Source organism: uncultured Erythrobacter sp., from assembly GCF_947502395.1.
Taxonomy (GTDB): Bacteria; Pseudomonadota; Alphaproteobacteria; order Sphingomonadales; family Sphingomonadaceae; genus Erythrobacter.
This window is the reverse complement of the sequence record NZ_CANMZM010000003.1, coordinates 581,159-602,446: the sequence shown is the minus strand read 5'-3', so window position 1 is coordinate 602,446 and position 21,288 is coordinate 581,159. Positions and strand designations below refer to the sequence as shown.

Below are 21,288 nucleotides of genomic sequence, written 5' to 3'. Positions count from 1 at the left end.
TAACAAATGCAGTTTAGCTCGCAGCGAACTTGATAGGCTGTCCGTCTTTACCCCGAGCGCCCTTAATCGCACCATCTTTTTCGTTGCGAGGGGCCGTGGCTGCGGCAATCAACTGGCTTTGCTGCTCTTCGCTCATCCGGCGCCATCCATCACGGGTAAGCTGTTCAAGCGGACGATAACGGACCTTGTACTGCATCCGCGGCGAACCATCGACCCAATAGCCGAGATAGACATAGGGGAGACCGCTTTGCGCCGCGCGTTGAATATGATCGAGAATGATGAAATTTCCGAGGCCAGCGCGCCTTTCATGATCGGGATCATAGAAGGAATAGATCATCGACAGGCCATCGCCCTGACGATCCGTCAGGCATGCTCCCACCAATCGGCCGGGTTCCCCATTCTCCAAGGGCTCACGATATTCGACCAACGAACTGGTGACGGGCGTATGCTCGACCATGTCGGCATAATCCATCTCATCCATCGTCGACATGCCACCATCTGGATGGCGTACGCTGAGATATTTGGTGAGAAGCTCAAACTGTTCATCGGTCGCCCAAGGACGGCATTCGGTCACGATAAGATCGCGGTTGCGTTTAATTTCGCGCTTCTGAGTGCTTGAAGGTTTGAACCCATCGGCCACCACGCGAACAGAGACGCAGGCCTGGCAATCAAGGCAGCTGGGGCGATAGGCTACGGTTTGGCTACGGCGGAAGCCGATGCGACCAAGCGCCTCGTTTAGCTGATCCGCATGTGCCCCTTTGAGTTCAGTGAACACCTTTCGCTCGCTCTTGCCCGGAAGGTAAGGGCATGGCGCAGGACTGGTCACGAAGAAACGAGGGAAGCGGATCGGGGCCGTCACGGGTTTGGCGTTGTCCTCTAGGCGAAAGGTGGAATCGGCAATTGCCGCGTTAAGACAATCTTATGCCTTTTTGCGAGGGCGGGTAAAAGACCTTTAACCAAGAAACAGGGTGAATATTGTCTTACTTTGCACATCACTGAACGCAGAAAGGCACCACTTCGGAGCAATGATTCACAATTTGCGTTTGCCGCGTCGCTTTGTGGCACAATAAGTGCCGCGGCTAACCTAGATGCGTCGTCCCGCACCGCTCAATGGGCACGACTCAGTTCAATTCGACCACATCTACGTGATACCGCGCATCGCGCAGCGCTGTGACCAACCGCTCAACCTGCTCGGCATCCCGGGCCTCGCATTCGATATCGGTAATGAGGCCTTTGGCTGGCAGTGTGGTGAAGATGCGCTGGTGATAGATCTCGATGATGTTGACATGGTGCTCATCAAACAAGCGCATCACCTTGAACAAGGCACCGGGACGATCCTGCAATGTGACGCGCAATCGCGCCAGCCGTCCTTGCCGGGCAAGGTCGCGCAAAAGTACGTTTGCAAGCAAACGCGTGTCGATATTGCCGCCACATAGCACCAGCCCCACTTTCTTACCGGCGAACCGCTCGGGGTTGTCTATCACGGCAGCTAATCCAGCTGCGCCTGCACCCTCAACAACCGTCTTTTCGATTTGGAGGAGCAGCGATACCGCTTTTTCAAGTTCGGGCTCATCGACCAGCAGAATATCATCGACCCGCTCGGCGATCACCTGCGATGTGAAGTGACCAGGCTGCTTGACCGCAATCCCTTCTGCCAATGTGTCGCCACCGCAAGCCCGGTCGATGCCTTTGAGTTTGGCAAACATGCTCGGGAACAGCCCGGCTTGCACGCCAACAATTTCAATCTCGGGCGAAAGTGCGTGCGCAACGGTCGACATGCCAGAGATAAGTCCGCCCCCACCAATTGGGGTTACGAGGCAATCGAGATCGGGTTTGGCCTCCAACATCTCGAGGGCGACCGTTCCGGCACCCGCTGCCACATCGGGATCATCAAACGGGTGAACAAAGGTCAGCCCACGCTCTTCTTTGAGCTCACAGGCATGGGCGTAGGCATCATCATAAGTCTCACCTTCGAGAACGACAGTGCCGCCCACACTCTCTGTCTGCATCACCTTCACGGTGGGCGTGGTCTTGGGCATAACAATGGTCACCGGAACGCCGAGGCGCGTGCCGTGGTAAGAAAGGCCCTGACTATGGTTTCCAGCGGAGGCCGCGATGACCCCGCGCTTTCGCTGCTCATCGCTGAGCTTGAGCAGCGCGTTGAGCGCGCCGCGCTCTTTATAGGCTGCGGTAAACTGCAAGTTCTCGAACTTCAGCCAGATCTCTGCACCGGTAATTTCCGACAAGGTAATCGAATGCATCATCGGCGTCTTGACAACGGAGCCTTCAATTCGAGCAGCCGCTGCACGGACATCATCGATGGTCAGATCAGCTGGCGTAGGGCCCGCGGTGAGACTTGCGTTTGGTGCATTCATAACGGTGGTGAGCACTAAGCCTTCATAATCCGGAGAGCAACCGCGATTGACTTGGCAAATGTGTACCAAACCTATTAGGCAGCGTGCCTATGAGTACAGCCACGAAAATAGCTTTCATCGGCCTTGGTGTTATGGGCGGGCCGATGGCGGATCATCTGGCGCGTGGCGGATTTGAAGTTACCGCCTACAACCGATCGCCTAAGCGAGCCGAAGCCTGGCGCAAAAGCTGGGAAGAAGAGGGAGTTTCCGCCAACTTTGCGGCGACTCCGGCAGAAGCAGCGAATAGCGCTGACGTTGTGTGCACTTGTGTTGGCAATGACGAAGACTTGGCCAGTGTGACTACCGGAGCCGAAGGCGTTCTGGAGGGCATGAGCAAAGGCTCGCTCTTGATAGACCACACCACCACTTCCGCAGACATGGCACGGCATCTTGGTGGAATATGCGCGACCAACGCAATCGGCTTTGTCGACGCACCGGTCAGCGGTGGGCAAGCGGGGGCAGAGAACGGGCAACTCGCAATCATGTGCGGTGGCAGCGATGAAGCGATAGAGCGCGCGCGCCCAGCAATGGAACCCTACGCCAAAGCAATCGTTCACGTTGGTCCGGTGGGTGCAGGGCAAACGGCCAAAATGGCCAATCAAATGTGCATCGCCGGTGTTCTAGGTGGACTTTCCGAGGCCATCCGGCTGGCGCAAGGTGCGGGGCTTGATCTGGAGAAAACCTATGAGGCGATCTCGAGAGGCGCAGCGCAAAGCTGGCAAATGGACAATCGCTGGGCGACGATGACCAAGGATGAGTTTGACTTCGGATTTGCCATTGATTGGATGCGGAAGGATCTGGGCTACGCGCTCGATGAAGCGAAGCGTTTGGGCCTCTCGTCACCGATTTCGGCACTCGTCGATCAATTCTATGCAGAGGTTCAGTCCGCTGGAGGCGGTCGCCAAGACACTAGCGCACTGATTACTCGACTACCCAAAGCAAAGACCACAAAATGAGAACTCGCATGATCCGTTCTATCCTTGCCGCAAGCACCGCACTTTTGGCCACACCCGCCCTCGCCGACACGGTGGTCTATAATGTCGACGGCATCACCATCAATGAGCAAGGAGAGGTCAAGCGCTTCAACGAACTGGTTTTCGATGATGAGGGCTTCATCACCCACGTCCTGACACGGGGCGAAGAGCGCCCTGAAGGCATAGACTTTGCAATGGACGGTAAGGGGCAAATCATGCTGCCCGGAATGATTGATGCGCATGTCCACGTTATGGATATTGGCTTTGCTGCTCTCACGCTTGATCTTTCCGATACCACGAGCCTCGAAGAGGCGCTTGCCAAAGTTGCGGCGTTTGCTGAGGAAAATCCCGGTCGCCCGTGGATTCTCGGCCGCGGGTGGAATCAGGAAAAATGGGGGCTTGGCCGGTTCCCCACCGCTGCGGAGCTTGACGCTGTGGTCTCAGATCGCCCGGTCTGGCTCGAGCGAGCCGACAATCATGCGAATTGGGCGAACAGCCTTGCCATGGAACGCGCCGGGATCACTCCTGAAACACAAAGTCCGGATGGTGGCCGGATCATCCGCGATGCGAGCGGTAATCCTACGGGCGTTTTTGTCGACAATGCCATTCCGCTCGTGGGAGACAGCGTCCCTCCCCCACGCCCTGAGGACCGCGATGCGGCCTTTGCAATGGCGCAGCAAAAGCTCCTCGCAAATGGCATCACAGCTGTTGCGGATATGGGTACGCCGGTGGTCGATTGGATGACGTTCCGCAGAGCTGCTGACCAAGGAGATCTGCGCATCCGGATCATGTCTTATGCCGATAGCCCCGAAGCAATGGAGCTTATCGGTGGCCCCGGCCCTACCCCATGGCTTTACGAAGACAAATTGCGGCTCAACGGGCTGAAGCTCTATGTGGACGGCGCACTTGGATCGCGCGGGGCGACATTGAAAGAACCCTATCACGATGAGCCCAAGACACGCGGCATCGCGATCACTTCGCCTGCCCAATTGCGCAACCGGATGAGTCGGGCAGCGCTCGACAATTTTCAGACCGCCATCCATGCGATTGGCGATGCGGCCAACGCCGATGTGCTGATGGCAATCGCAGAGCTTTCAGAAAGCTACACAGGTGACCGCCGTTGGCGGATTGAACACGCTCAGATCGTCGATCCAGCGGACCTGCCGCGCTTTGGCGAACACGGCACAATCGCCTCGATGCAACCGCTTCATCAGACAAGCGACATGTTCATGGCTGAGGCCCGGCTGGGAGAAGATCGTCTTGGAGGTGCTTACGCATGGCGCAGCATCATTGATGTGGGCGGCCGGATTGCCTTTGGCTCAGATGCTCCGGTCGAGCCTGCAGACGTCTTTGCAGGAATCGCCGTTGCTATCAGTCGAACCGATGAAAACGGGCGACCATTCGGCGGCTGGCGTGCGCATGAGGCGGTGAGCCGCGAACAAGCATTCGCAGCGTTCACCTCTGACGCGGCCTACGCAGGTTTCGCGGAAGGAAAGTTCGGGCGATTGGTACCAGGTGAACGCGCCGATTTCCTCCTGGTTGACCGCGACCCAATGCTTGCTTCGCCAACGCAGATCCGGGAAACTCAGGTGCGTGAGGTCTATCTGGCTGGGGAGCGCGTCTTCGCGCAGTAGGCCGACGCTATTCGGCGGGTTGATCGCCGACAGCTCGTTCTGCCGTTTCCTCAGCCTCTGATTCTTCTTTGGCCTTGTTCTTGCGCATGGTCTTTTCTTGCAGGCGCATGAGCAAAAGCGAGCCTTCGAAGAGAAGCAATAAGGGCACAGCAAGTATGACCTGCGTGCCCGGATCAGGCGGGGTGACAATTGCTGCCAGAGCAACAATGCCAACAATGACGTAGCGCCGAGCAGCCACCAATTGCTCACGTGTGACAATGCCTGCACGGTGGAGCAGCATCAGCAGCACAGGCAGCAAGAATGTCAGTCCGAAGGCAAGGATGAACTGCATCACCAGGCTGAGGTACTCACCCGCTGCTGGAAGCGCCTGAACCTGAAGCCCCCCAGCCTCTCCCCCAAACCCAAGGAAAAACAGGAAAGCGAGCGGCATCACCACATAGTATGCGAGCGCCGCCCCGCCGATAAACAGCACTGGTGTCGCGATGAGAAACGGCAGAAAAGCCTTCTTTTCCTGCGCATAGAGGCCCGGTGCAATAAAGGTCCATAGCTGATTAGCGATGATCGGGAAGCTCACCATAAAGCCTGCGAATAGTCCGATTTTGAGCTCTACGAAGAAGATTTCAGGCAGCTTTGTAAAGATCAACTGCCCCTCGCCGTCTGGAAAGGAATCCTTCAAGGGTTGGACCAGAAAACCAAGGATCGGATCGGCGAAATAGAAGCACACGCCGAAACCAATCAGCAACGCGAATATCGCGCGCATCAATCGGCTGCGCAGTTCGATTAGATGATCGAGCAGTGGAGCGCGGGTTTCATCGATATCCTTGATTTCGAAAGCCATTCGCACCGCCTACTCTTTGGTTTCTGCCGGAGCTTCCGGCGGCGTTGGGGCTACTGGGGACGGTTTTTGTGGTGCGGGAGGCGGTTCAACGCTCTTAAGCGGCTCGCTGACAGCGCTTTCCGCGTCAGCGGCAGGTGGCGGACCAGTCATCAACGGCTCGTCCTTCGAGGACTCTACCTCGGTCGCGGAGCGCTTCATGATCTCCTCATTCTGCGCTTTCCACTTCTTTTCCATGTCCTCCAGCTCGGCTTCGCGCACCATGGCATCGATCCCGGTGCGGAAATGTGAGGAAACCCGGCGCACCTTGCCGATCCAGCGCCCAGCATGGCGCATCGCCAAAGGCATATCCTTTGGCCCGATCACGAGGACCGCAATTATGATGATGACCAGAAGCTCTGCTGCGCCGATGTCAAACATTGCCTAAAGGACCTGTAGAGGCGCGAGCGAAAAAGCGGCTCGTGCCTATTGCGGGCATCAGCTGGAGGTTTCGCTCTTCTCGCTGGTGGTTTCCTCGCTTGCGTCTTTGGCAGGCGCTTCGATCTGAGCTTTGGCCGCATCCTTGGATGCCGGCTCCTCGGTCATACCCTTTTTGAAGCTGGAAATGCCCTTTCCAAAGTCCCCCATCATCTCAGAAATGCGACCGCGCCCGAACAAAATCAGGACGACAATTGCGACGATGAGGATCTGCCAAATACCGGGTTGCATGCGAATTCTCTCTTGATTGCCCTTTGCGAAGAAGGGGTGTTGCTATGACAACATAGGCATTCTCGCGCGTTCACGCCAGTGAGAGCCTTAATTCTCATCGGAATTGTCTTGGAAGCTCAATTCGGCTCGCAGGTTGCAGGGATGTCGGATGCGGGCGCGCACTCGGATTCCTCATGCGCCTCATCAGCGTTCACAGCCTCTTCCTCAGCGGAATCTGCCGACATTGCCTCTTCGAAAGCCTCGTCAACGGGATCAAGCAGACCCGAAGCACGCAATTCGTCAATTCCGGGAAGATCGCGGCGCGAGGACAATCCGAAATGGTCAAGAAAATCAGGGGTTGTGGCGTAAATCACCGGTCGTCCTGGCACCTCGCGTCGACCCGCCAGTTTGATCCAGCCAGCCTCCATCAAAACGTCGAGCGTCCCGGAACTGGTTTGCACACCGCGAATCGATTCGATCTCCGCACGACTGACCGGCTCGTGATAGGCGATGATCGCGAGCACTTCGGTCGCCGCACGGCTAAGGCGGCGGACCTGTTCCTTCTCGCGTCTAAGCAGATGCGCCATGTCAACTGCGGTTTCGAAATGCCAACGCTTTCCGCGTTCAACGAGGTGTACGCCGCGATTCTCGTAATGATGGGCAAGAGCCCGAAGCGCATCGCGAATAACGCCCTTGTCACAATCGCCAAGGTGAGCCGAGAGTTGATCGACCGTCAGCGGTTCTTCAGCGGCAAACAATGTCGCCTCCAGCCCGCGTTCGATCTCATCAGGTTCATGGTTCTCGCGTTCCATTACGCGTTAGCCTTCTGTTTGAGGCGGCGGATGCGCAGAGGCTCAAATGCCCCTTCTTGGTCGATTTCCGCCCGTCCAAGGCGGGCCAGTTCAAGCGCCGCCACAAAGCTTGATGCAAGCACTGACTTGCGTAGCTCGGGCTCAGCATTTTTGGGCAGAAAGTCACGAATATCCATCCAGTCGAGCGTCACACCGAGCATGGCGGAAACCCGGTCAAGCGCACTGTCCAGCGTCATCACCGGACGATCCGAAACGTGATAGATGCGCGGCGCGGTGCGGGCTTTGACCTGACCATATGCCTGGATCAGCGAGAAAGCATCGGACTTCCACAAGGTCTTGCGATCTGTCCGCAGCCCCTCTGGGTTACCCCGTAGAAAGATGTCGCGTCCGATCCGGTCACGACCCATCAACCGCGCGGCCGCCTCGCGCATCGCTCCAAGACGTTGGAGCCGCAACTGCAGGCGAAGCGCCAGCTCTTCGGGGCTCGGGTCCTCTTGCTCGTCTTTAGGCAGAAGGAGCGAAGATTTCAGGAAAGCCAGCCAAGCCGCCATGACCAGGTAATCCGCCGCCAATTCGAGCCTTAGGTCCTGCGCCCGCTCAATGTAAGTGAGGTATTGATCAACCAAGGCAAGGATTGAAATTTGTTTGAGATCAACCTTTTGACGCCGCGCAAGGTCGAGCAAGAGGTCGAGCGGACCTTCCCAGCCGTCAAGCTCAAGATAGAGCGCTTCCTCGCCGGCTTTCGCGCCCTGCTTGGCCGGATCATCGTCCCAGCCATCGGGCATGATCGCTTCGGGTTCGGAGGCGTTCATGCTGCCGCCTGTCAGCATGAAGCCATCATCACTCTCAGACATCACAGGAGGGCTCATGCCGCTTCTCCCGTCAGCGCAAGAAGCTCATCACGCTTGGCGAGAAGTTCATTTGCTTCAGATGGAATCGATTCTGCGACGCACGTCCCTTCAAGAGCACGGTTCAGACGGTGAGCCGCCTCATCAGACATGACGGGTACACGCTTACATATAGCCAGCATATCGTCCATTTTTGCCCAACAATTCAACACGATATCGCATCCTGCTGCGATGGCACGTTCAGACCGCTCTGGCACGCTGCCATCCAGTGCTTCCATATCGATATCGTCAGTAAGAAGCAGGCCTTCAAAACCGATTTCTCCGCGAATGATGTCACGAATGATCGTTTCAGAAAGCGTAGCGGGTGCCTTCTTGTCCCACACAGGGAATTTGAGGTGGCCCGTCATCCCGATCAATGCGTTGTTGAGCTTACGAAATGGCGCAAGGTCAGCCTCCAGCTCCTCGACGCTCGCGTGGACTGTGGGCATTTCTTTATGCGTGTCGACCATTGACCGGCCGTGGCCAGGCATATGCTTGATGCAGCCTGCGACACCGCCAGCTGCAAGCCCATCAAGGATCGCTCGGCCAATTGCCGCGATCTGCATCGACCCGCTGCCCAATGCTCGATCACCAATGACATCGTGAGCGCCATTTTGGCGAAGGTCCAAGGGCGGGTGATAATCCACCGTGATCCCCATGGCCGAGAGTTCCAAGGCCATCGCTTTTGCACCGGCACGTGCAGCCTCAATCGCGCTCGCCGGGGCAAGTTGATAAAGCCGGTCGAACGCTTCACCCGAAGGATATGCCGCCCAATGTGGGGGCCGAAGACGCGCCACTCGCCCACCTTCTTGATCGATCGAGACCAACAGGTGATCGCGACCATGAAGCGAGCGCAGCTCATCGGTCAGGGCGCGCAATTGCTCTGGATTATCGCAGTTTCTGCCAAACAGGATGTACCCCGCAGGATCAGCGTCGCGAAAAAACGCGCGCTCATCCTCGGTTAGCGTGAGCCCAGAACATCCGAATATCGCCGGAACCATGTTATTAGATTTGCAGCCACCACGCACTCAGGCAAGCGCAGTAACCATCCATTGTGGTCTTTTCGGGGGGAAAAGCGCCTGGAATCGGTTTTTCTGTGTTCGAAACCTCTGACCGATCAGGGCTTCACCTGACAATCGATGCCGTCTGACTTGAGATTGGCACAGAGTTGATCCGCCGTCGCGCGGTCGCCCGCCACTGCCTGAAGGCGATAGACCGTGCCAATATCCACGACACCCTCTTCAATCCGATAACGCAGACCCGAAAGCGCATCCGTGCGGCGACTTAGTTCTTGCCAGCCTTGCTCAGCGCGTGCGCGAGAGGTGTATGCGGCAAGTTGCACCCCAACGCCGCTACGTGATGTTGTTGCACCGGTTGAAGCAGCATTTTCGCCGGCGCCAGCAGCGCTACCAGACCTTGTCGTTCTAGGGTCCGCATCACTGCTCTCACCCGGCCCCGAATTGCCATCGGTATTCATCACGCCGTCTGGCGCGCCGCCTTCGCCTACCACCGGAGCGACATTGCCGGTCCCAGCGAACTCCTTGCCACCGGGATCTTCTGGGCGCTCCTTGATTGGACCTTCGGGCGCTTCGATCACGCTGCCATCAGCGACTTGAGTGCCTTCGGTCATTCGGCTGCCAAAGATCCATACCGTTCCAACTGCAATGGCTCCAATGGCCAACAGGATAAGAAGGAGCACAACTATCTGCTTGTGATCTGCGCCGCCTGCTTCCTCGTCCTCATCAGCTTCGAGCCAAGGCAGGCTGTCGTCTGCGGACAGGTCAAGCTCGCCTTCCGTGCTTTCGACTTCATCATATTCAGCGGTGATAATCACGTCGCAATACCCCTGACCTTCGGGCCGATATCCGCCCGATGACCTACATTCTGTCAACTGCCTCCACGCCAAGCAGGCGCAAGCCATTGCGAAGAACTTGCCCGATTGCCGCGGCGAGGAAAAGCCGCGCCTGCGATAAACCAGCGTCCTGTTTCACAATGAAGCGCTTTTGAGTATCAGTGTTACCCAAGGAATAGAAGGCGTTAAGGTCGGTTGCCAAGTCGTAGAGGTAAAACGCGATACGGTGTGGTTCACGCGCCTTGGCAGCCGCTTCGACTTCCCGTGGGAATTGTGCAGCCCGCTTGATCAGTGCGATCTCCTCATCGCCGAGCTCACTCACACAGTCAAAAGCAGGCGCAAGCCCTTCTTCTTCCTTGGCTTTCCTCAGGGTAGACTGAATCCGCGCGTGCGCATATTGGACGTACCAGACGGGGTTGTCCTTGCTCGCCTCAACAACTTTGGCAAAATCGAATTGCATCTGCGCGTCAGGTTTGCGGGTGAGCATGGTGAAGCGCACCACATCGCGGCCGACCTCTTCGATCATATCTGCGATGGTGATGAAATTGCCCGACCGCTTGGACATTTTTACTGGCTCGCCGCCCCGCATGAGCTGTACCATCTGAACCAGCTTTACGTCGAAGGGCGTTGGCTTGCCCTTGCCTTCTGACAATGCGGCGACTGCGGCCTTGATCCTCTTGACCGTCCCCGCATGGTCCGCGCCCCAGATGTCTATAAGCTCGTCAGCGCTTTCGGCCTTCTGCATGTGATATGCGAGGTCCGCCCCGAAGTACGTCCATTTGCCATCCGACTTCTTGATCGGACGGTCCTGATCATCGCCAAATTTGGTCGAGCGAAAGAGTGGTAGTTCCACAGGCTCCCAATCTTCCGGAGGCGCTTTGCCCTTGGGCGCTTCAAGGACGCCATCATAGACAAGATCGTGTTCACGCAGCCATTTCTCGGCTTCATCGGGCTTGCCTGCGGAATGCAGCGCAGCCTCCGAGGAAAAAACATCATGGTGAATACCGAGAAGCGCCAAGTCCGACTTGATCAGCCCCATCATCTGCTTCACGGCATGCTCGCGGAACAGGAGTAGCCACTCTTCCTCAGGCGCCTCCTTATGCGCATCACCCAATTCCTTGGCGAGCGCCTCGCCCACCGGGATCAGGTAATCACCGGGATAAAGTCCTTCAGGAATGGTGATCGTATCACCCAGGGCCTCACGATACCGCAAATGCGCAGACCGAGCGAGCGTGTCGACCTGCCCGCCAGCGTCGTTGATGTAATACTCCCGCGTGACCTCATGGCCGGCAAATTCAAGCAGACTTGAAAGCGCGTCACCCACTACTGCGCCCCGGCAATGCCCCATATGCATGGGGCCAGTTGGATTGGCGCTTACATATTCTACATTGACACGGGTCCCGTCACCCATGGTTGAGCGACCATAAGCATGGGCCAATGCAGTGATCGCTTGCAGCTCATCTAACCAGACCTGACCATCAAGCCGAAGGTTTATAAAACCAGGCCCAGCGACTTCCGCCCCGGCAATCCCATCAGCAGATTCTAGCTTCGCCACCAAAGCTTCAGCCAGCGCGCGCGGGTTCGTCTTAGCAGGCTTTGCGAGCACCATCGCTGCATTGGTTGCAAGATCGCCGTGTGATGGATCACGGGGCGGCTCAAGCGTCACGTTCTTGAACGAGGCATCCTCCGGAAGCGTACCATCAGCGACGAGTGCATTGAGCGCGGTTTCGATTGTGCCGCCAAAAGCGGTGTAAAGGGTCTGCATATCGGTCATCTCGGGTGCGCCGTTAGCGCAAAGGACAAAAAGGAACAAAGGGAAAGGGCGGACGCGGCATCAACCACACCAAAAGTGTCCCGAGGTCGAACGGTCGTCGGCAGCTCGGGCAGATTGTCTGCCTGCGTCGCGAGGAGTTCGCCCCGGTGGGCAAACTTAGTCCTAACGTGTGGCGTTATACGCCAGCTGCGATTCGGTTAGTTGAAAGCCCACCAGCATTTCAAATCGCGTGCGCTGGATCGCGGCTCTCACTTCGGGAGCAGACAGTGGGTCGAGCGCCGCATCGACATCGCCTGCTCGTCGTTTACGAGTGATGCGTTCGCGAATGTCTTCAGGAAGGGTCGCAGCTGCGCGGTCGATAAATGAACCTGCTTTTGCACTGGCCTGCGCTCGGTCCTGGCCATCGGCAAAGGTCAATGTCACTTCGCCCACTCGCTTAGTCACAACTGCGCTGCTACCCTGCAGCACCGTCACAAAGTAAGGAAGCGTCACAGTGCGCGCTCCGCGCGTGTCCGTGCGACGGGCCAGTACATCAAAGCTCGCTTCTGAATAAACACGTGTGCCACTATCGTCGCAGGTTGAGCGCAGGTTTGTCATCGCTGCGCTCACATCGAGATTGCTCTGCGTCTGATCACCAGCAGCACGGAACATCGTGACATCGCCTGTGAAATCCGGAATGCCGACGTCCGGGCACGACGACAGAACTGCGGTGATCCCGACGCCCTGATCGATCACCAGATCGCCTTCGCCAGCGCACCCAGCAAGCGCGGCGGCTCCAATGAGTGCGGTAAAGGCAGTTTTGCGATGCGTCATTGTCAAAATTGATCCCGTGAAAAGTGTGTCATTGCGCGCGGCCTATTCGCGCAATTTATCCGAACCGGCATACGCCCTAGCGAGCCGTGCAGCAAAGCGCTAGAGGGCGTAGTATGAACGCGCCCATAACTCAGAATGCGAACACGGCCACGGCCGAGCCTCTCAACCTCTTGATCGCTGCACCACGCGGCTTTTGCGCAGGTGTCGACCGCGCAATTGAGATCGTGGAGAAAGCGCTCGAGCGATACGGTGCACCGGTCTACGTTCGCCATGAGATCGTTCACAACAAATATGTGGTTGAGGGCCTGAAGGCTAAAGGTGCAATTTTCGTCAAGGAATTGGACGAAGTGCCTACCGATGCACCTGTGGTATTCAGTGCACATGGCGTGCCCAAATCGGTGCCTGCTGAGGCCGAGCGGCGTAATATGATTTATGTCGATGCGACTTGCCCGCTTGTCTCCAAAGTGCACCGTCAGGCTGAGCGCCAGCTCGAAAAAGGGCGACATATTATCTTTGTAGGCCACGAAGGGCACCCCGAAGTTATTGGTACGATGGGACAGGTCGAACCGGGTCAAATGACGCTGGTTGAGAATATCGAAGACGTCGACAAACTTCCGTTCGACAGCGATGAGCCGCTCGCTTTTCTTACGCAAACCACGCTTTCGGTCGACGATACGCGCGAGGTGATTGACGCTCTCATTTGGAGATACCCCAATATTCGCGGGCCGAAGGCAGAGGACATTTGCTATGCGACCTCTAATCGTCAGGCGGCGGTCAAGGAACTGGCCAAAGACTGCGATCTGGTTCTGGTCGTTGGCGCGCCCAATTCCTCGAATTCGCTCCGCCTTGTGGAGGTGGCCGAGCGGCTGGGCACACCGGGCAAGTTAATTCAACGCGCTGACGAGATTGAACCTGGTTGGTTGGATGGTGTCACCACAGTTGGCCTTACCGCAGGGGCTTCGGCACCCGAAGTCCTCGTGCGCGAGGTCGTTGATGCGCTTGCAAAATTGCGTCCTATCAATGAGCGTCAGATTAAGACGACCGAAGAAAAAATGGTCTTCAAACTGCCGCGCCAATTGACGCAATAGAATTAAGAGGCGCGGGGGCAGGTGGCAGTCTATACTAATCTTGGCGCAGAAGAGCTTGCCGCACTGATCGCGCACTACCCTGTTGGTCCGCTCGTCTCGGCGAAGGGGATTGCGGAAGGTGTTTCCAACTCGAACTGGTTGATCGATACTCAAGGCGAAGACGGCGCGAGTGCGCGCTTTATTCTCACCATGTACGAAAGGCGCATTGAGCTTGGCGATCTGCCCTATTTTCTGGGTCTACTCGATCACCTTTCCGCAAAGGGATGCCCAGTTCCACGTACCATCCACGACCGAGAGGGCGCAGCCTTTCGAATGCTTTACGGCAAAGCGATTGCGCTGATCGAGTTCTTGCCAGGGGTCTCTCCGACGAAGCCAGATGCGACCCAAGCCTTCGCGGTTGGAGAAACGCTCGCGCAAATGCACGATGCAAGTCAGGATTTTGCCTTGCCACGGGCGAACACAATGGGTTTTGCGGACAATCTTGCCAGTCTGGAAAAGTGCGGAGCCGCTCAGCTCGCCTCCATTCACCCAGACCTGCCAGCAATTTTGGAGCCTGCGCGTACTGCTGCTGCTCTCAATTTGAGCGCCCTGCCCCAGGCTCAAATCCATGCAGACCTCTTTCCGGATAATGTTCTGATGCTGGGAACGAGAGTGACCGGCCTGATCGATTTCTACTTCGCATGTTCGGGAGCTATGGCCCTTGATCTGGCGATCACCCACGCTGCATGGTGCTTCGATGAAGAAGGTGACTATTTACCTGCATTGGGAGGTGCATTGCTGGAAGGCTATCAAGGTGTCCGCAAGCTGAGCAATGACGAAAGGCGATGGTTGCCCGAGATCGCCAAGGGCGCTGCCATCCGGTTCATCGCAAGCCGGGCGGAAGACTGGCTTGACACGCCCGAGGACGCATTGGTGACACGCAAGGACCCAATGCAATTTGTCTCACGTTGGAACTGTTACAATGATCATGGGGCTGATTTGTTTGCCTAAAGCACAATCGTGAGGCATTGGAGCCTAGCTATGGGGACACCAACCAAACACGTCGAGATTTTCACCGATGGGGCTTGCAAAGGCAATCCAGGCCCAGGTGGATGGGGCACGCTCTTGCGTATGGGACAGCATGAGAAAGAGTTGTCCGGTAATGAAACAGAGACCACCAACAATCGGATGGAAATGCAGGCCGTCATACAAGGCCTTAACGCGCTAATCGAACCGTGCAGGGTCGATCTCTATTCTGACAGCAAATATGTGATTGATGGCATTACAAAGTGGGTGCACGGCTGGAAGAAACGTGGCTGGGTTAACGCCAGCAAGAAACCGGTTCGCAATGCGGACCTATGGCATGATCTCATTGATGCCGCCTCGCGCCATGATATCTCCTGGCACTGGGTCAAGGGTCACGCGGGCCATGCTGAGAATGAGCGGGTCGACAAGCTTGCAAGCGATGCCGCGGAACAGATCGCGCGGGCGCCCCAATCCTAGAACGCAAAACGGGCGCTCCGTCGTGCGGCGCGCCCGTTTGGAAAATCGTTTAAGCCTAAGACTTAGCTGTTGTCTTCGATCGGCGCGCCTGGGCCGTTCTTCTTGATCGAGTCAATCGCATTTTGCGCCGACGACTTGCTGGAATAGCCTTGCGTCGAAAACATCACTTCGCTGTTGTAGCTGAACCGCACGCGGAACTCGTCCGCTTTGTCTTTGTAGATTTCAAACTTGTGAGCCATCGTCAGATACCCTCTCAAATGGTTGTGAACTCAAAGGACATCATACAGATCAAGAAAGGCCTGGCTAGATCGCGCTTGCAGCTTTCTCGCGGTAAAAGCGGGAAGGATCGTAAACTTTTGCGTCAATATCGCTAGTGAGATCATCGCGGCCCAAACCAAGCATTGCCTGCGAAGCCACTCTTGCTGCCGCTGGCGCAGTCTGGATGCCAAAGCCGCCTTGACCCGCGAACCATTGGAGACCGGGCACGAGCGGGTCAGCACCGTAAACCGGTAGCCGGTCAGGGGTAAAGCTCCTAAGCCCAGCCCATCTCCTCTCAACCGCTTCAATTCGCCAGCTGGTTGCTCTCTCAAACTGATTGATCGCTTTGGCGACATCAATCTCTTCCGGCGCCGCATCGCATGGGTCGGTTGGTGTTTCGTCATGCGGGCTGAGCCAAATGCGGCCATTGTCCGATTTGAAATAGAAATTGCCCGAGATATCAAGCACCAACGGCATGTCTTCGGGCGCTTCCTGTCCCACTCTTAGTTGGGCAACGGTGCGACGAAATGGAGTGATACCGAGGGGTTGAGCACCTGCGATCCTGGCGATGGTGTCCGCCCATGCTCCGGCAGCGTTTACGATCTGAGTGGCGTGGTAGGTGTCGCCATTGGTTGTAAGGATCCGCCAACCGCCCTGCCCCCGCTCCAAATGCAATACTCGCGCACGACACTTCAATTCTACTCCGGCGTTCTTGAGAGCTTTGAGGTAGAACTGATGAAGTCCAGCCACATCAATGTCCGCACAGGCCTGTTCATAAATGCCGTCACACCATTCATCGCGAAGGAATGGCACGTGCGCGCGAGCAGCCATGCCGTCCACGCGCTCAATCGTGACACCCGTGCCGGCGAAGCGCCGTTCGAAATCATCAAGCTTTGGCCCGTCTTCCTGACGCCCAACATAAAGCGCCCCACGACGGCGCAAAAACCCGTGCTCGCGCAAAAAATTGCCCGAGGGCAGCGTGAGCGGGACAATGCCGGGACCACCATAGCATTCTTCCCAGAAAGCAGCCGAACGGCCCGTCGAATGATAGCCGGGCACATCTTCTGCTTCGAGCAGCAAGACTTTTGCAAAGGGACCTAACTCAGCGGCAAGACTAGCCCCCGCCATCCCCGCGCCGATGATCGCAAAATCGTACGAAATGGCCGTCATTGAGGAGGCGCAACCTCATCAAGGAATGCGCCAATCGCGTCCATCACGCGGCGACGAACTTCGTCACGTTCGCGTAAAATTTCATGATGAGCCTCTTCGCCAAGCACAAATAAGCGCCCATTGGGCAGGCGATCAGCTGCTCGCGCAATCGCATCGTGACTGACAAGTTTGTCGTGAGCTGTTGACGCAAGAAGCACCGGTACTCGCACACGTTCCATTGCTCCAGAGGCATTCAGAACACGGCAAGAGGCATAGGCGCGCTCAACCCAGCGCCAGCTTGCCGGGCCCATCACCAACTCGGGCCTCGTGTCACGCCAGTATTGCTCGTCGGCATATCGATCGGGGTCGTGGGTCAAGAGATTGATTCGGTCAGCAGGAAGCTCTCCGGGCTTCTCGCTCCATTTCCATGCCTGACGGGTGGGATCGCCAATCAGGGTCATGAGCTTTGCAACGGAATGCTGCACGAAGAACGGTACGGGTGGCCCTTTCATCCCGAGCATCGGGGCGCTTAGGAAGCAGGCGACTGGCGGCGTTCCTCCTTGCAGTTTTCCGTCAACGAGCGCGCGCATAATCAGATGTCCGCCCATTGAGTGGCCTGCAATTATGTGCGGCCCGGGCACCTCTTGCACCCATTGCTGCCACAGGTGCGCCAAATCATCGGTCCAGATCGAGAAGTCTTCTATGTGACCCGTGAATGGGTCTTCTCCCAGCCGGCCTGATCCAGCCTGCCCGCGCCAGTCCGATGCCGTCACTCGCCAACCGTCTCGGTGCCATTCTTCCAGGCTCTCTAGATATTTCTCATAACAGTCGCCCCGCCCAGGCATGAACAGAATAGATCCTCTACGAGCGTCTTGCCCATCAACGGGTGCTCCCGGCCAATCAATACGCCTCACCGCATGTCCGTCCGCAAGAACCCATGTGCCCTCAGTGGCAGTTGGGGGGATTGAGCGCCGATCAATCGGTGCATCAGCGTTTGCCATTTTAGCGCCAGCCTGTGTGATTGGTTGATCCATATATGAAGCGCAGGTTCCGAGCGGTTGATCGTGGTTACTATTTGGTAAGCACTAATCTGTAGCACCTCAATTGAAGACAGTTCGTGCCAGCCGATCTGGCGACCAAACGAACATCTTGTCGAGGGGCGACTAATGTTGATGACGATTGTTCAATACGGACTGCTGATTGCCTTGGCAATCGCGCTCCTATACGCCGCGTTCACGGATATCCGTTCGCGCACTATCGCCAATTGGCTGAACCTTGGCATCGCGGCGTTCGCCCCCGTATTCTGGTGGGCAAGCGGGCTTTCCCTGTGGCCGGATGTTGCCATTCAACTGGGTGTGGCTCTCGCAGCCTTCGCCGTTTTTGCTGGCATGTTTGCACTTGGCATGATGGGCGGAGGAGATGTCAAACTTCTCACCGCTCTTGCGCTTTGGATCGAGCCCAACGCCTTCTTGCAATTGCTGCTCGTCATGGCTGTAGCCGGCGGCGTGCTCACAGTCGGCATGGCTGTCGTCCACGCCATGCGCAAACGTAAAGACAAGCTTGCGATACCTTACGGAGTGGCCATCGCAATCGGGGCGTTGTGGGTGCTGGTGCCGCGCCTCAGTCAATTTCCGACAATCGCATAAACTTCCGTCTGAGTGAGGGCCGTGAACCCGATCTTAACTACTTTGCTCTTACCAACGGAAAGCATACCTGCCCGTAATGTCACGGGCCCACGAAGGGGGCTGATTAGCCATGGATAGGAAGAAACTGGTTCTGCTGCTTGGTGCACTCGTTGTCGCGATCGGCAGCGCCTTTCTTGCACGAAGCATGTTCGCGGGAGATGCGGCTCCAGTCGCAGAAGCTCAAGTCGAGCCGCAAGGGCCCAAAGTCCTTGTCGCCAACCGAGCGTTGCCCGCAGGGACAATCATTACCGCTGATGCCATGGGCTATCAGCAATGGCCTGAAGAACTGGTCCAGGACGCCTACTTTATTGAAGGCAATTCTGACATGAGCCAACTCCTTGGCACTGTTGTCCGCTTCCCGATCACTGCGGGTGAGCCGGTTACTCATGGTGCACTTGTACGCCCTGGTGACCGCGGGTTCTTGGCGGCGGCACTTGGCCCAGGCATGCGCGCTGTAACAGTGCCGGTTTCTGCAAAGACTGGCGTTGCTGGCTTCGTGTTCCCAGGTGACCGCGTCGATATGGTCCTCACGCAGAGCGTGGCTGGCGAAGGTCGCGAGCTTCGCGCAGCTGAAACGGTTCTGCGTAACCTTCGGGTTCTCGCAACCGACCAAACAACCGAACAAGTGACCGATCAGGTAACGGGTCAAACCCAGGTTCGCGCTTTCCGCACGGTTACTCTCGAAGTGACACCAAAGATCGCTGAGAAGGTTGCCGTTGCGCAGACTATCGGTGAACTTACCCTGGTTCTACGTTCGATTTCGGACAATCAGGCTGAACTGGAACGCGCTATTGCATCGGGTGAGATTGAAATTCCGGCTGATGCAACGCCTGAAGAGGAAGAGCGTTTCCTTCGCACTGCCATGGGCCGTCCAGTTGAAGGCAAATCGACCTTCCAGACCGGCGGCGATGTTTCACGCTTCCAGCGCAAGACCATTCCGCCGCAGAACGATGGTGGCCGCAACCGCGCCCCAGCCCGCACGCCTGCTGCACCTGGTGTATCTGCCAAGGTGAACGGCGCGCCCGTCTACAAAGGACCATCGGTCCGTGTGACGCGTGGCAAAGCGACCACTGAGGTTCCCGTGAACGGTTCCATCACAGCCGCCACTGGCCAGCTGAACAGCAATGTGAGCCGCGGTGTTGGCCAAGCCGGTCAAACCGTTCCATCCGCGCTTAGCACCATTCGGTAACGCGCTCGATAAGAGGAAAATTAACCATGCGAGCCGAAACCACCATGAATTTCCGAAAGGCCAATCCGGTCAAAGGAAAAACAGGGAAATCCACAGGGGGCCCTAAGATGAAAGCCAAGTTTCTTAGCCGAGCATTGCTCGCCGGGATCGCATTGCTGCCTTTGGCGGCGGTGTCGACCGGAACAGCAACCGCCCAGCAGGTTGTGAGCCCTAACTCCGAGATCGTTCTTTCGATCGGCAAAGGCGAGTTGGTGGCTGTGCCGGGTGCCATGGCCGATGTGTTCGTCGCCAACGATCAGATTGCCGACGTTCAAATCAAGTCACAGCGCCAGCTCTACGTCTTTGGACGCGCAGGCGGTGAAACCACGATTTACGCAAGCAACGCTCGCGGTGATGTGATTTTCTCGGCCAATATTCGCGTCGGCAACAACATTGGCAGCATCGATCAGATGCTCGCTCTCGCGATGCCTAATGCGAAGGTTAATGTCGCCACAATGGGTACGGACACCGTGCTGCTTACCGGCACAGTGAAAGCGCCAGAAGATGCCGCTGAAGCAGAACGCCTCGTACAGGCATTCCTTGGCGATCAAACCAATGTGATTACTCGCCTCAAGACAGCGACGCCGCTCCAGGTCAACCTTCAGGTGAAGTTCGCCGAAGTCAGCCGCAGTCTTGTGCGCGCTGTGGGTGGCAACGTTACCACGATTGATGGGTCACAAGGCGGTTTCCGCGGCGGTGTTGGTACTGGGCGCAACCTCGCTGGTGAGTCAGGGTTCAACACAGGCGGCCCGCTGAGTGTTGGATCGGGCGCAGGCGCAGTATCTGGTCAACGCTTTATCCGCGATATCGATGGAAATATTGTTGTCGACGACAATAATGTCCCATTACTTGAAGAGGTACTTGGCACAGCCATCGGAACCAATGCCGGTGCAGGCACCACTATCGGTGGCCTCGCTCAGCTCTTCGGACTCGATGTGCTTGGCGCGCTTGACCTGTCAGAGCGTCTGGGTCTGATCACCACGATCTCTCAGCCAAACCTTACTGCACTTTCGGGCGAAACCGCGACCTTCCTAGCTGGCGGTGAGTTTCCGATCCCGATTTCGCAAGGACTTGGTAACGTCGCGATTGAGTACCGTGATTTCGGTGTAAGCCTCGCTTACACGCCAACGGTTCTTTCCAATGGTCGGATTTCGATCCGCGTGCGTCCCGAAGTTTCCGAGCTTTCAACACAAGGTGCAGTCGTTCTGAACGGCTTCCAGGTGCCCGCTCTTACCATCCGTCGTACCGAAACGACGGTTGAATTGGGCTCTGGTGAGAGCTTCATGATCGCAGGGCTGCTGAGCAACAACGCTCAGAACGCTCTGGATAAAGCACCCGGCCTTGGGGATGTTCCAATCCTTGGTAACCTTTTCCGTTCGCGTTCTTTCCAGCGCGGCGAGACTGAACTTGTCATCGTTGTGACACCGTATTTGGTCAAGCCAGTCAATCAAAGCGATATCGTTTATCCAACCGATGGCTTCCGTGCGTCAAGCGAGCTGGAGCAGCTGCTCCTCTATCGCGAAAGCGGCAGCAAGAGCGGTGAAGCCCGCCCAGGCCCAACCGCTTCTGAACCCGAAGCGCCCAATCCTGAAATCAGTGCTGTTGATCCTGCCGCAATCGTGCCCTCGCGCCCAAGTAAGCAAGACCGCCGCGCCGACAACAACCGCAAGCGTGATGGGGCTGACGCTCCAGCGCCCGGCTTCAGCCTCTAAGCCC

22 protein-coding genes are annotated in these 21,288 nt (G+C 57.0%); 8 read left to right on the top strand and 14 right to left on the bottom strand.

Features of this window, described 5'->3' with window-relative positions; all coding sequences use genetic code 11:
* Window positions 1-13: 13 nt before the first annotated feature.
* Both Q0778_RS14095 and Q0778_RS14090 read right to left on the bottom strand, forming a co-directional pair.
* Window positions 14-859 carry an arginyltransferase gene (locus Q0778_RS14095; RefSeq protein WP_298301649.1) on the bottom strand — a complete coding sequence of 282 codons (846 nt, stop codon included), beginning with the start codon at window positions 857-859 and terminating at the stop codon, window positions 14-16.
* A 262-nt stretch (window positions 860-1,121) separates the two neighbouring features.
* Window positions 1,122-2,375, bottom strand: coding sequence for a threonine ammonia-lyase (locus tag Q0778_RS14090; RefSeq protein ID WP_298303342.1), 1,254 nt, complete (start codon window positions 2,373-2,375; stop codon window positions 1,122-1,124).
* Between the two features lie 83 nt (window positions 2,376-2,458).
* On the opposite strand from Q0778_RS14090, the gene Q0778_RS14085 reads away from it, so the two are divergent.
* Both Q0778_RS14085 and Q0778_RS14080 read left to right on the top strand, forming a co-directional pair.
* Window positions 2,459-3,370, top strand: coding sequence for an NAD(P)-dependent oxidoreductase (locus tag Q0778_RS14085; RefSeq protein ID WP_298336931.1), 912 nt, complete (start codon window positions 2,459-2,461; stop codon window positions 3,368-3,370).
* An 8-nt stretch (window positions 3,371-3,378) separates the two neighbouring features.
* The gene (locus tag Q0778_RS14080; RefSeq protein WP_298336929.1) at window positions 3,379-5,022 is read left to right on the top strand and encodes an amidohydrolase family protein; all 1,644 of its coding nucleotides are present in this window, start codon (window positions 3,379-3,381) and stop codon (window positions 5,020-5,022) included.
* A gap of 7 nt (window positions 5,023-5,029) precedes the next feature.
* Here the strand turns inward: Q0778_RS14080 and tatC are convergent, their stop codons facing one another.
* The 9 genes from tatC to Q0778_RS14035 all read right to left on the bottom strand — a co-directional run bounded on the left by tatC (window position 5,030) and on the right by Q0778_RS14035 (window position 12,682).
* Window positions 5,030-5,860 carry a twin-arginine translocase subunit TatC gene (tatC, locus tag Q0778_RS14075; RefSeq protein WP_298336927.1) on the bottom strand — a complete coding sequence of 277 codons (831 nt, stop codon included), beginning with the start codon at window positions 5,858-5,860 and terminating at the stop codon, window positions 5,030-5,032.
* A 9-nt stretch (window positions 5,861-5,869) separates the two neighbouring features.
* Entirely contained in the window at window positions 5,870-6,277 is a 408-nt protein-coding gene (gene tatB, locus Q0778_RS14070; RefSeq protein ID WP_298301642.1) for a Sec-independent protein translocase protein TatB, read from the bottom strand.
* 57 nt (window positions 6,278-6,334) lie between these two features.
* Window positions 6,335-6,565: a twin-arginine translocase TatA/TatE family subunit gene (tatA, locus tag Q0778_RS14065; RefSeq protein WP_298301640.1), complete on the bottom strand. Its 231-nt coding sequence runs from the start codon at window positions 6,563-6,565 to the stop codon at window positions 6,335-6,337.
* A gap of 116 nt (window positions 6,566-6,681) precedes the next feature.
* A complete protein-coding gene (gene scpB, locus Q0778_RS14060) occupies window positions 6,682-7,356 on the bottom strand; it encodes an SMC-Scp complex subunit ScpB (protein WP_298336925.1) in 675 nt (224 codons plus the stop codon).
* Window positions 7,356-8,141 (bottom strand): ScpA family protein, encoded by a 786-nt coding sequence (locus tag Q0778_RS14055; protein WP_298303340.1) that lies wholly within the window; start codon window positions 8,139-8,141, stop codon window positions 7,356-7,358. Before Q0778_RS14055 ends, scpB begins: the two co-directional genes overlap by 1 nt.
* Window positions 8,142-8,221: 80 nt before the next feature.
* The gene (gene nagZ, locus Q0778_RS14050) at window positions 8,222-9,244 is read right to left on the bottom strand and encodes a beta-N-acetylhexosaminidase (protein ID WP_298301636.1); all 1,023 of its coding nucleotides are present in this window, start codon (window positions 9,242-9,244) and stop codon (window positions 8,222-8,224) included.
* A gap of 116 nt (window positions 9,245-9,360) precedes the next feature.
* Window positions 9,361-10,077: an SPOR domain-containing protein gene (locus tag Q0778_RS14045; protein WP_298336923.1), complete on the bottom strand. Its 717-nt coding sequence runs from the start codon at window positions 10,075-10,077 to the stop codon at window positions 9,361-9,363.
* A gap of 43 nt (window positions 10,078-10,120) precedes the next feature.
* Complete coding sequence (gene argS, locus Q0778_RS14040) at window positions 10,121-11,869, bottom strand: arginine--tRNA ligase (RefSeq protein ID WP_298336921.1); 1,749 nt, start codon at window positions 11,867-11,869, stop codon at window positions 10,121-10,123.
* 162 nt (window positions 11,870-12,031) lie between these two features.
* A complete protein-coding gene (locus tag Q0778_RS14035) occupies window positions 12,032-12,682 on the bottom strand; it encodes a hypothetical protein (protein ID WP_298301630.1) in 651 nt (216 codons plus the stop codon).
* Window positions 12,683-12,795: 113 nt separating this feature from the next.
* Between Q0778_RS14035 and ispH the strand changes: the two genes are divergently transcribed.
* Genes ispH through rnhA form a run of 3 tightly spaced genes read left to right on the top strand, consistent with a single transcriptional unit; the run spans window position 12,796 to window position 15,252 of the window.
* The gene (gene ispH, locus Q0778_RS14030) at window positions 12,796-13,770 is read left to right on the top strand and encodes a 4-hydroxy-3-methylbut-2-enyl diphosphate reductase (protein ID WP_298301628.1); all 975 of its coding nucleotides are present in this window, start codon (window positions 12,796-12,798) and stop codon (window positions 13,768-13,770) included.
* Between the two features lie 21 nt (window positions 13,771-13,791).
* The gene (locus Q0778_RS14025; RefSeq protein WP_298336919.1) at window positions 13,792-14,760 is read left to right on the top strand and encodes a homoserine kinase; all 969 of its coding nucleotides are present in this window, start codon (window positions 13,792-13,794) and stop codon (window positions 14,758-14,760) included.
* Window positions 14,761-14,790: 30 nt separating this feature from the next.
* On the top strand, window positions 14,791-15,252 hold the full coding sequence (gene rnhA / locus Q0778_RS14020) for a ribonuclease HI (RefSeq protein WP_298301624.1): 462 nt from the start codon (window positions 14,791-14,793) through the stop codon (window positions 15,250-15,252).
* A 62-nt stretch (window positions 15,253-15,314) separates the two neighbouring features.
* On the opposite strand, the gene Q0778_RS14015 is transcribed toward rnhA, so the two are convergent.
* The 3 genes from Q0778_RS14015 to Q0778_RS14005 form a co-directional block, all read right to left on the bottom strand.
* Window positions 15,315-15,491 (bottom strand): YegP family protein, encoded by a 177-nt coding sequence (locus Q0778_RS14015; protein ID WP_298301622.1) that lies wholly within the window; start codon window positions 15,489-15,491, stop codon window positions 15,315-15,317.
* 64 nt (window positions 15,492-15,555) lie between these two features.
* Window positions 15,556-16,680, bottom strand: coding sequence for an FAD-dependent oxidoreductase (locus Q0778_RS14010; protein WP_298336916.1), 1,125 nt, complete (start codon window positions 16,678-16,680; stop codon window positions 15,556-15,558).
* On the bottom strand, window positions 16,677-17,660 hold the full coding sequence (locus Q0778_RS14005; RefSeq protein ID WP_298336912.1) for an alpha/beta hydrolase: 984 nt from the start codon (window positions 17,658-17,660) through the stop codon (window positions 16,677-16,679). Before Q0778_RS14005 ends, Q0778_RS14010 begins: the two co-directional genes overlap by 4 nt.
* A gap of 165 nt (window positions 17,661-17,825) precedes the next feature.
* Between Q0778_RS14005 and Q0778_RS14000 the strand changes: the two genes are divergently transcribed.
* From Q0778_RS14000 to Q0778_RS13990, 3 genes are all read left to right on the top strand, one after another.
* Window positions 17,826-18,305: a prepilin peptidase gene (locus Q0778_RS14000; protein WP_298336911.1), complete on the top strand. Its 480-nt coding sequence runs from the start codon at window positions 17,826-17,828 to the stop codon at window positions 18,303-18,305.
* Between the two features lie 109 nt (window positions 18,306-18,414).
* Window positions 18,415-19,533 carry a Flp pilus assembly protein CpaB gene (cpaB, locus tag Q0778_RS13995; protein WP_298336909.1) on the top strand — a complete coding sequence of 373 codons (1,119 nt, stop codon included), beginning with the start codon at window positions 18,415-18,417 and terminating at the stop codon, window positions 19,531-19,533.
* A gap of 107 nt (window positions 19,534-19,640) precedes the next feature.
* Window positions 19,641-21,284 (top strand): type II and III secretion system protein family protein, encoded by a 1,644-nt coding sequence (locus tag Q0778_RS13990; protein WP_298336907.1) that lies wholly within the window; start codon window positions 19,641-19,643, stop codon window positions 21,282-21,284.
* Window positions 21,285-21,288: the final 4 nt, after the last annotated feature.

Excerpts from the sequence above, each read along its gene's own strand:
- Q0778_RS13990 (WP_298336907.1), top strand. The coding sequence starts at position 19,641 with ATGAAAGCCAAGTTTCTTAGCCGAGCATTGCTCGCCGGGATCGCATTG.
- rnhA (WP_298301624.1), top strand. The coding sequence starts at position 14,791 with ATGGGGACACCAACCAAACACGTCGAGATTTTCACCGATGGGGCTTGC.
- Q0778_RS14015 (WP_298301622.1), bottom strand. The coding sequence starts at position 15,491 with ATGGCTCACAAGTTTGAAATCTACAAAGACAAAGCGGACGAGTTCCGC.
- tatB (WP_298301642.1), bottom strand. The coding sequence starts at position 6,277 with ATGTTTGACATCGGCGCAGCAGAGCTTCTGGTCATCATCATAATTGCG.
- Q0778_RS14000 (WP_298336911.1), top strand. The coding sequence starts at position 17,826 with ATGTTGATGACGATTGTTCAATACGGACTGCTGATTGCCTTGGCAATC.
- Q0778_RS14090 (WP_298303342.1), bottom strand. The coding sequence starts at position 2,375 with ATGAATGCACCAAACGCAAGTCTCACCGCGGGCCCTACGCCAGCTGAT.
- Q0778_RS14055 (WP_298303340.1), bottom strand. The coding sequence starts at position 8,141 with ATGCCCGATGGCTGGGACGATGATCCGGCCAAGCAGGGCGCGAAAGCC.
- argS (WP_298336921.1), bottom strand. The coding sequence starts at position 11,869 with ATGACCGATATGCAGACCCTTTACACCGCTTTTGGCGGCACAATCGAA.
- ispH (WP_298301628.1), top strand. The coding sequence starts at position 12,796 with ATGAACGCGCCCATAACTCAGAATGCGAACACGGCCACGGCCGAGCCT.
- Q0778_RS14005 (WP_298336912.1), bottom strand. The coding sequence starts at position 17,660 with ATGGCAAACGCTGATGCACCGATTGATCGGCGCTCAATCCCCCCAACT.
- tatC (WP_298336927.1), bottom strand. The coding sequence starts at position 5,860 with ATGGCTTTCGAAATCAAGGATATCGATGAAACCCGCGCTCCACTGCTC.
- nagZ (WP_298301636.1), bottom strand. The coding sequence starts at position 9,244 with ATGGTTCCGGCGATATTCGGATGTTCTGGGCTCACGCTAACCGAGGAT.
- scpB (WP_298336925.1), bottom strand. The coding sequence starts at position 7,356 with ATGGAACGCGAGAACCATGAACCTGATGAGATCGAACGCGGGCTGGAG.
- Q0778_RS14010 (WP_298336916.1), bottom strand. The coding sequence starts at position 16,680 with ATGACGGCCATTTCGTACGATTTTGCGATCATCGGCGCGGGGATGGCG.
- Q0778_RS14035 (WP_298301630.1), bottom strand. The coding sequence starts at position 12,682 with ATGACGCATCGCAAAACTGCCTTTACCGCACTCATTGGAGCCGCCGCG.
- Q0778_RS14080 (WP_298336929.1), top strand. The coding sequence starts at position 3,379 with ATGATCCGTTCTATCCTTGCCGCAAGCACCGCACTTTTGGCCACACCC.
- tatA (WP_298301640.1), bottom strand. The coding sequence starts at position 6,565 with ATGCAACCCGGTATTTGGCAGATCCTCATCGTCGCAATTGTCGTCCTG.
- cpaB (WP_298336909.1), top strand. The coding sequence starts at position 18,415 with ATGGATAGGAAGAAACTGGTTCTGCTGCTTGGTGCACTCGTTGTCGCG.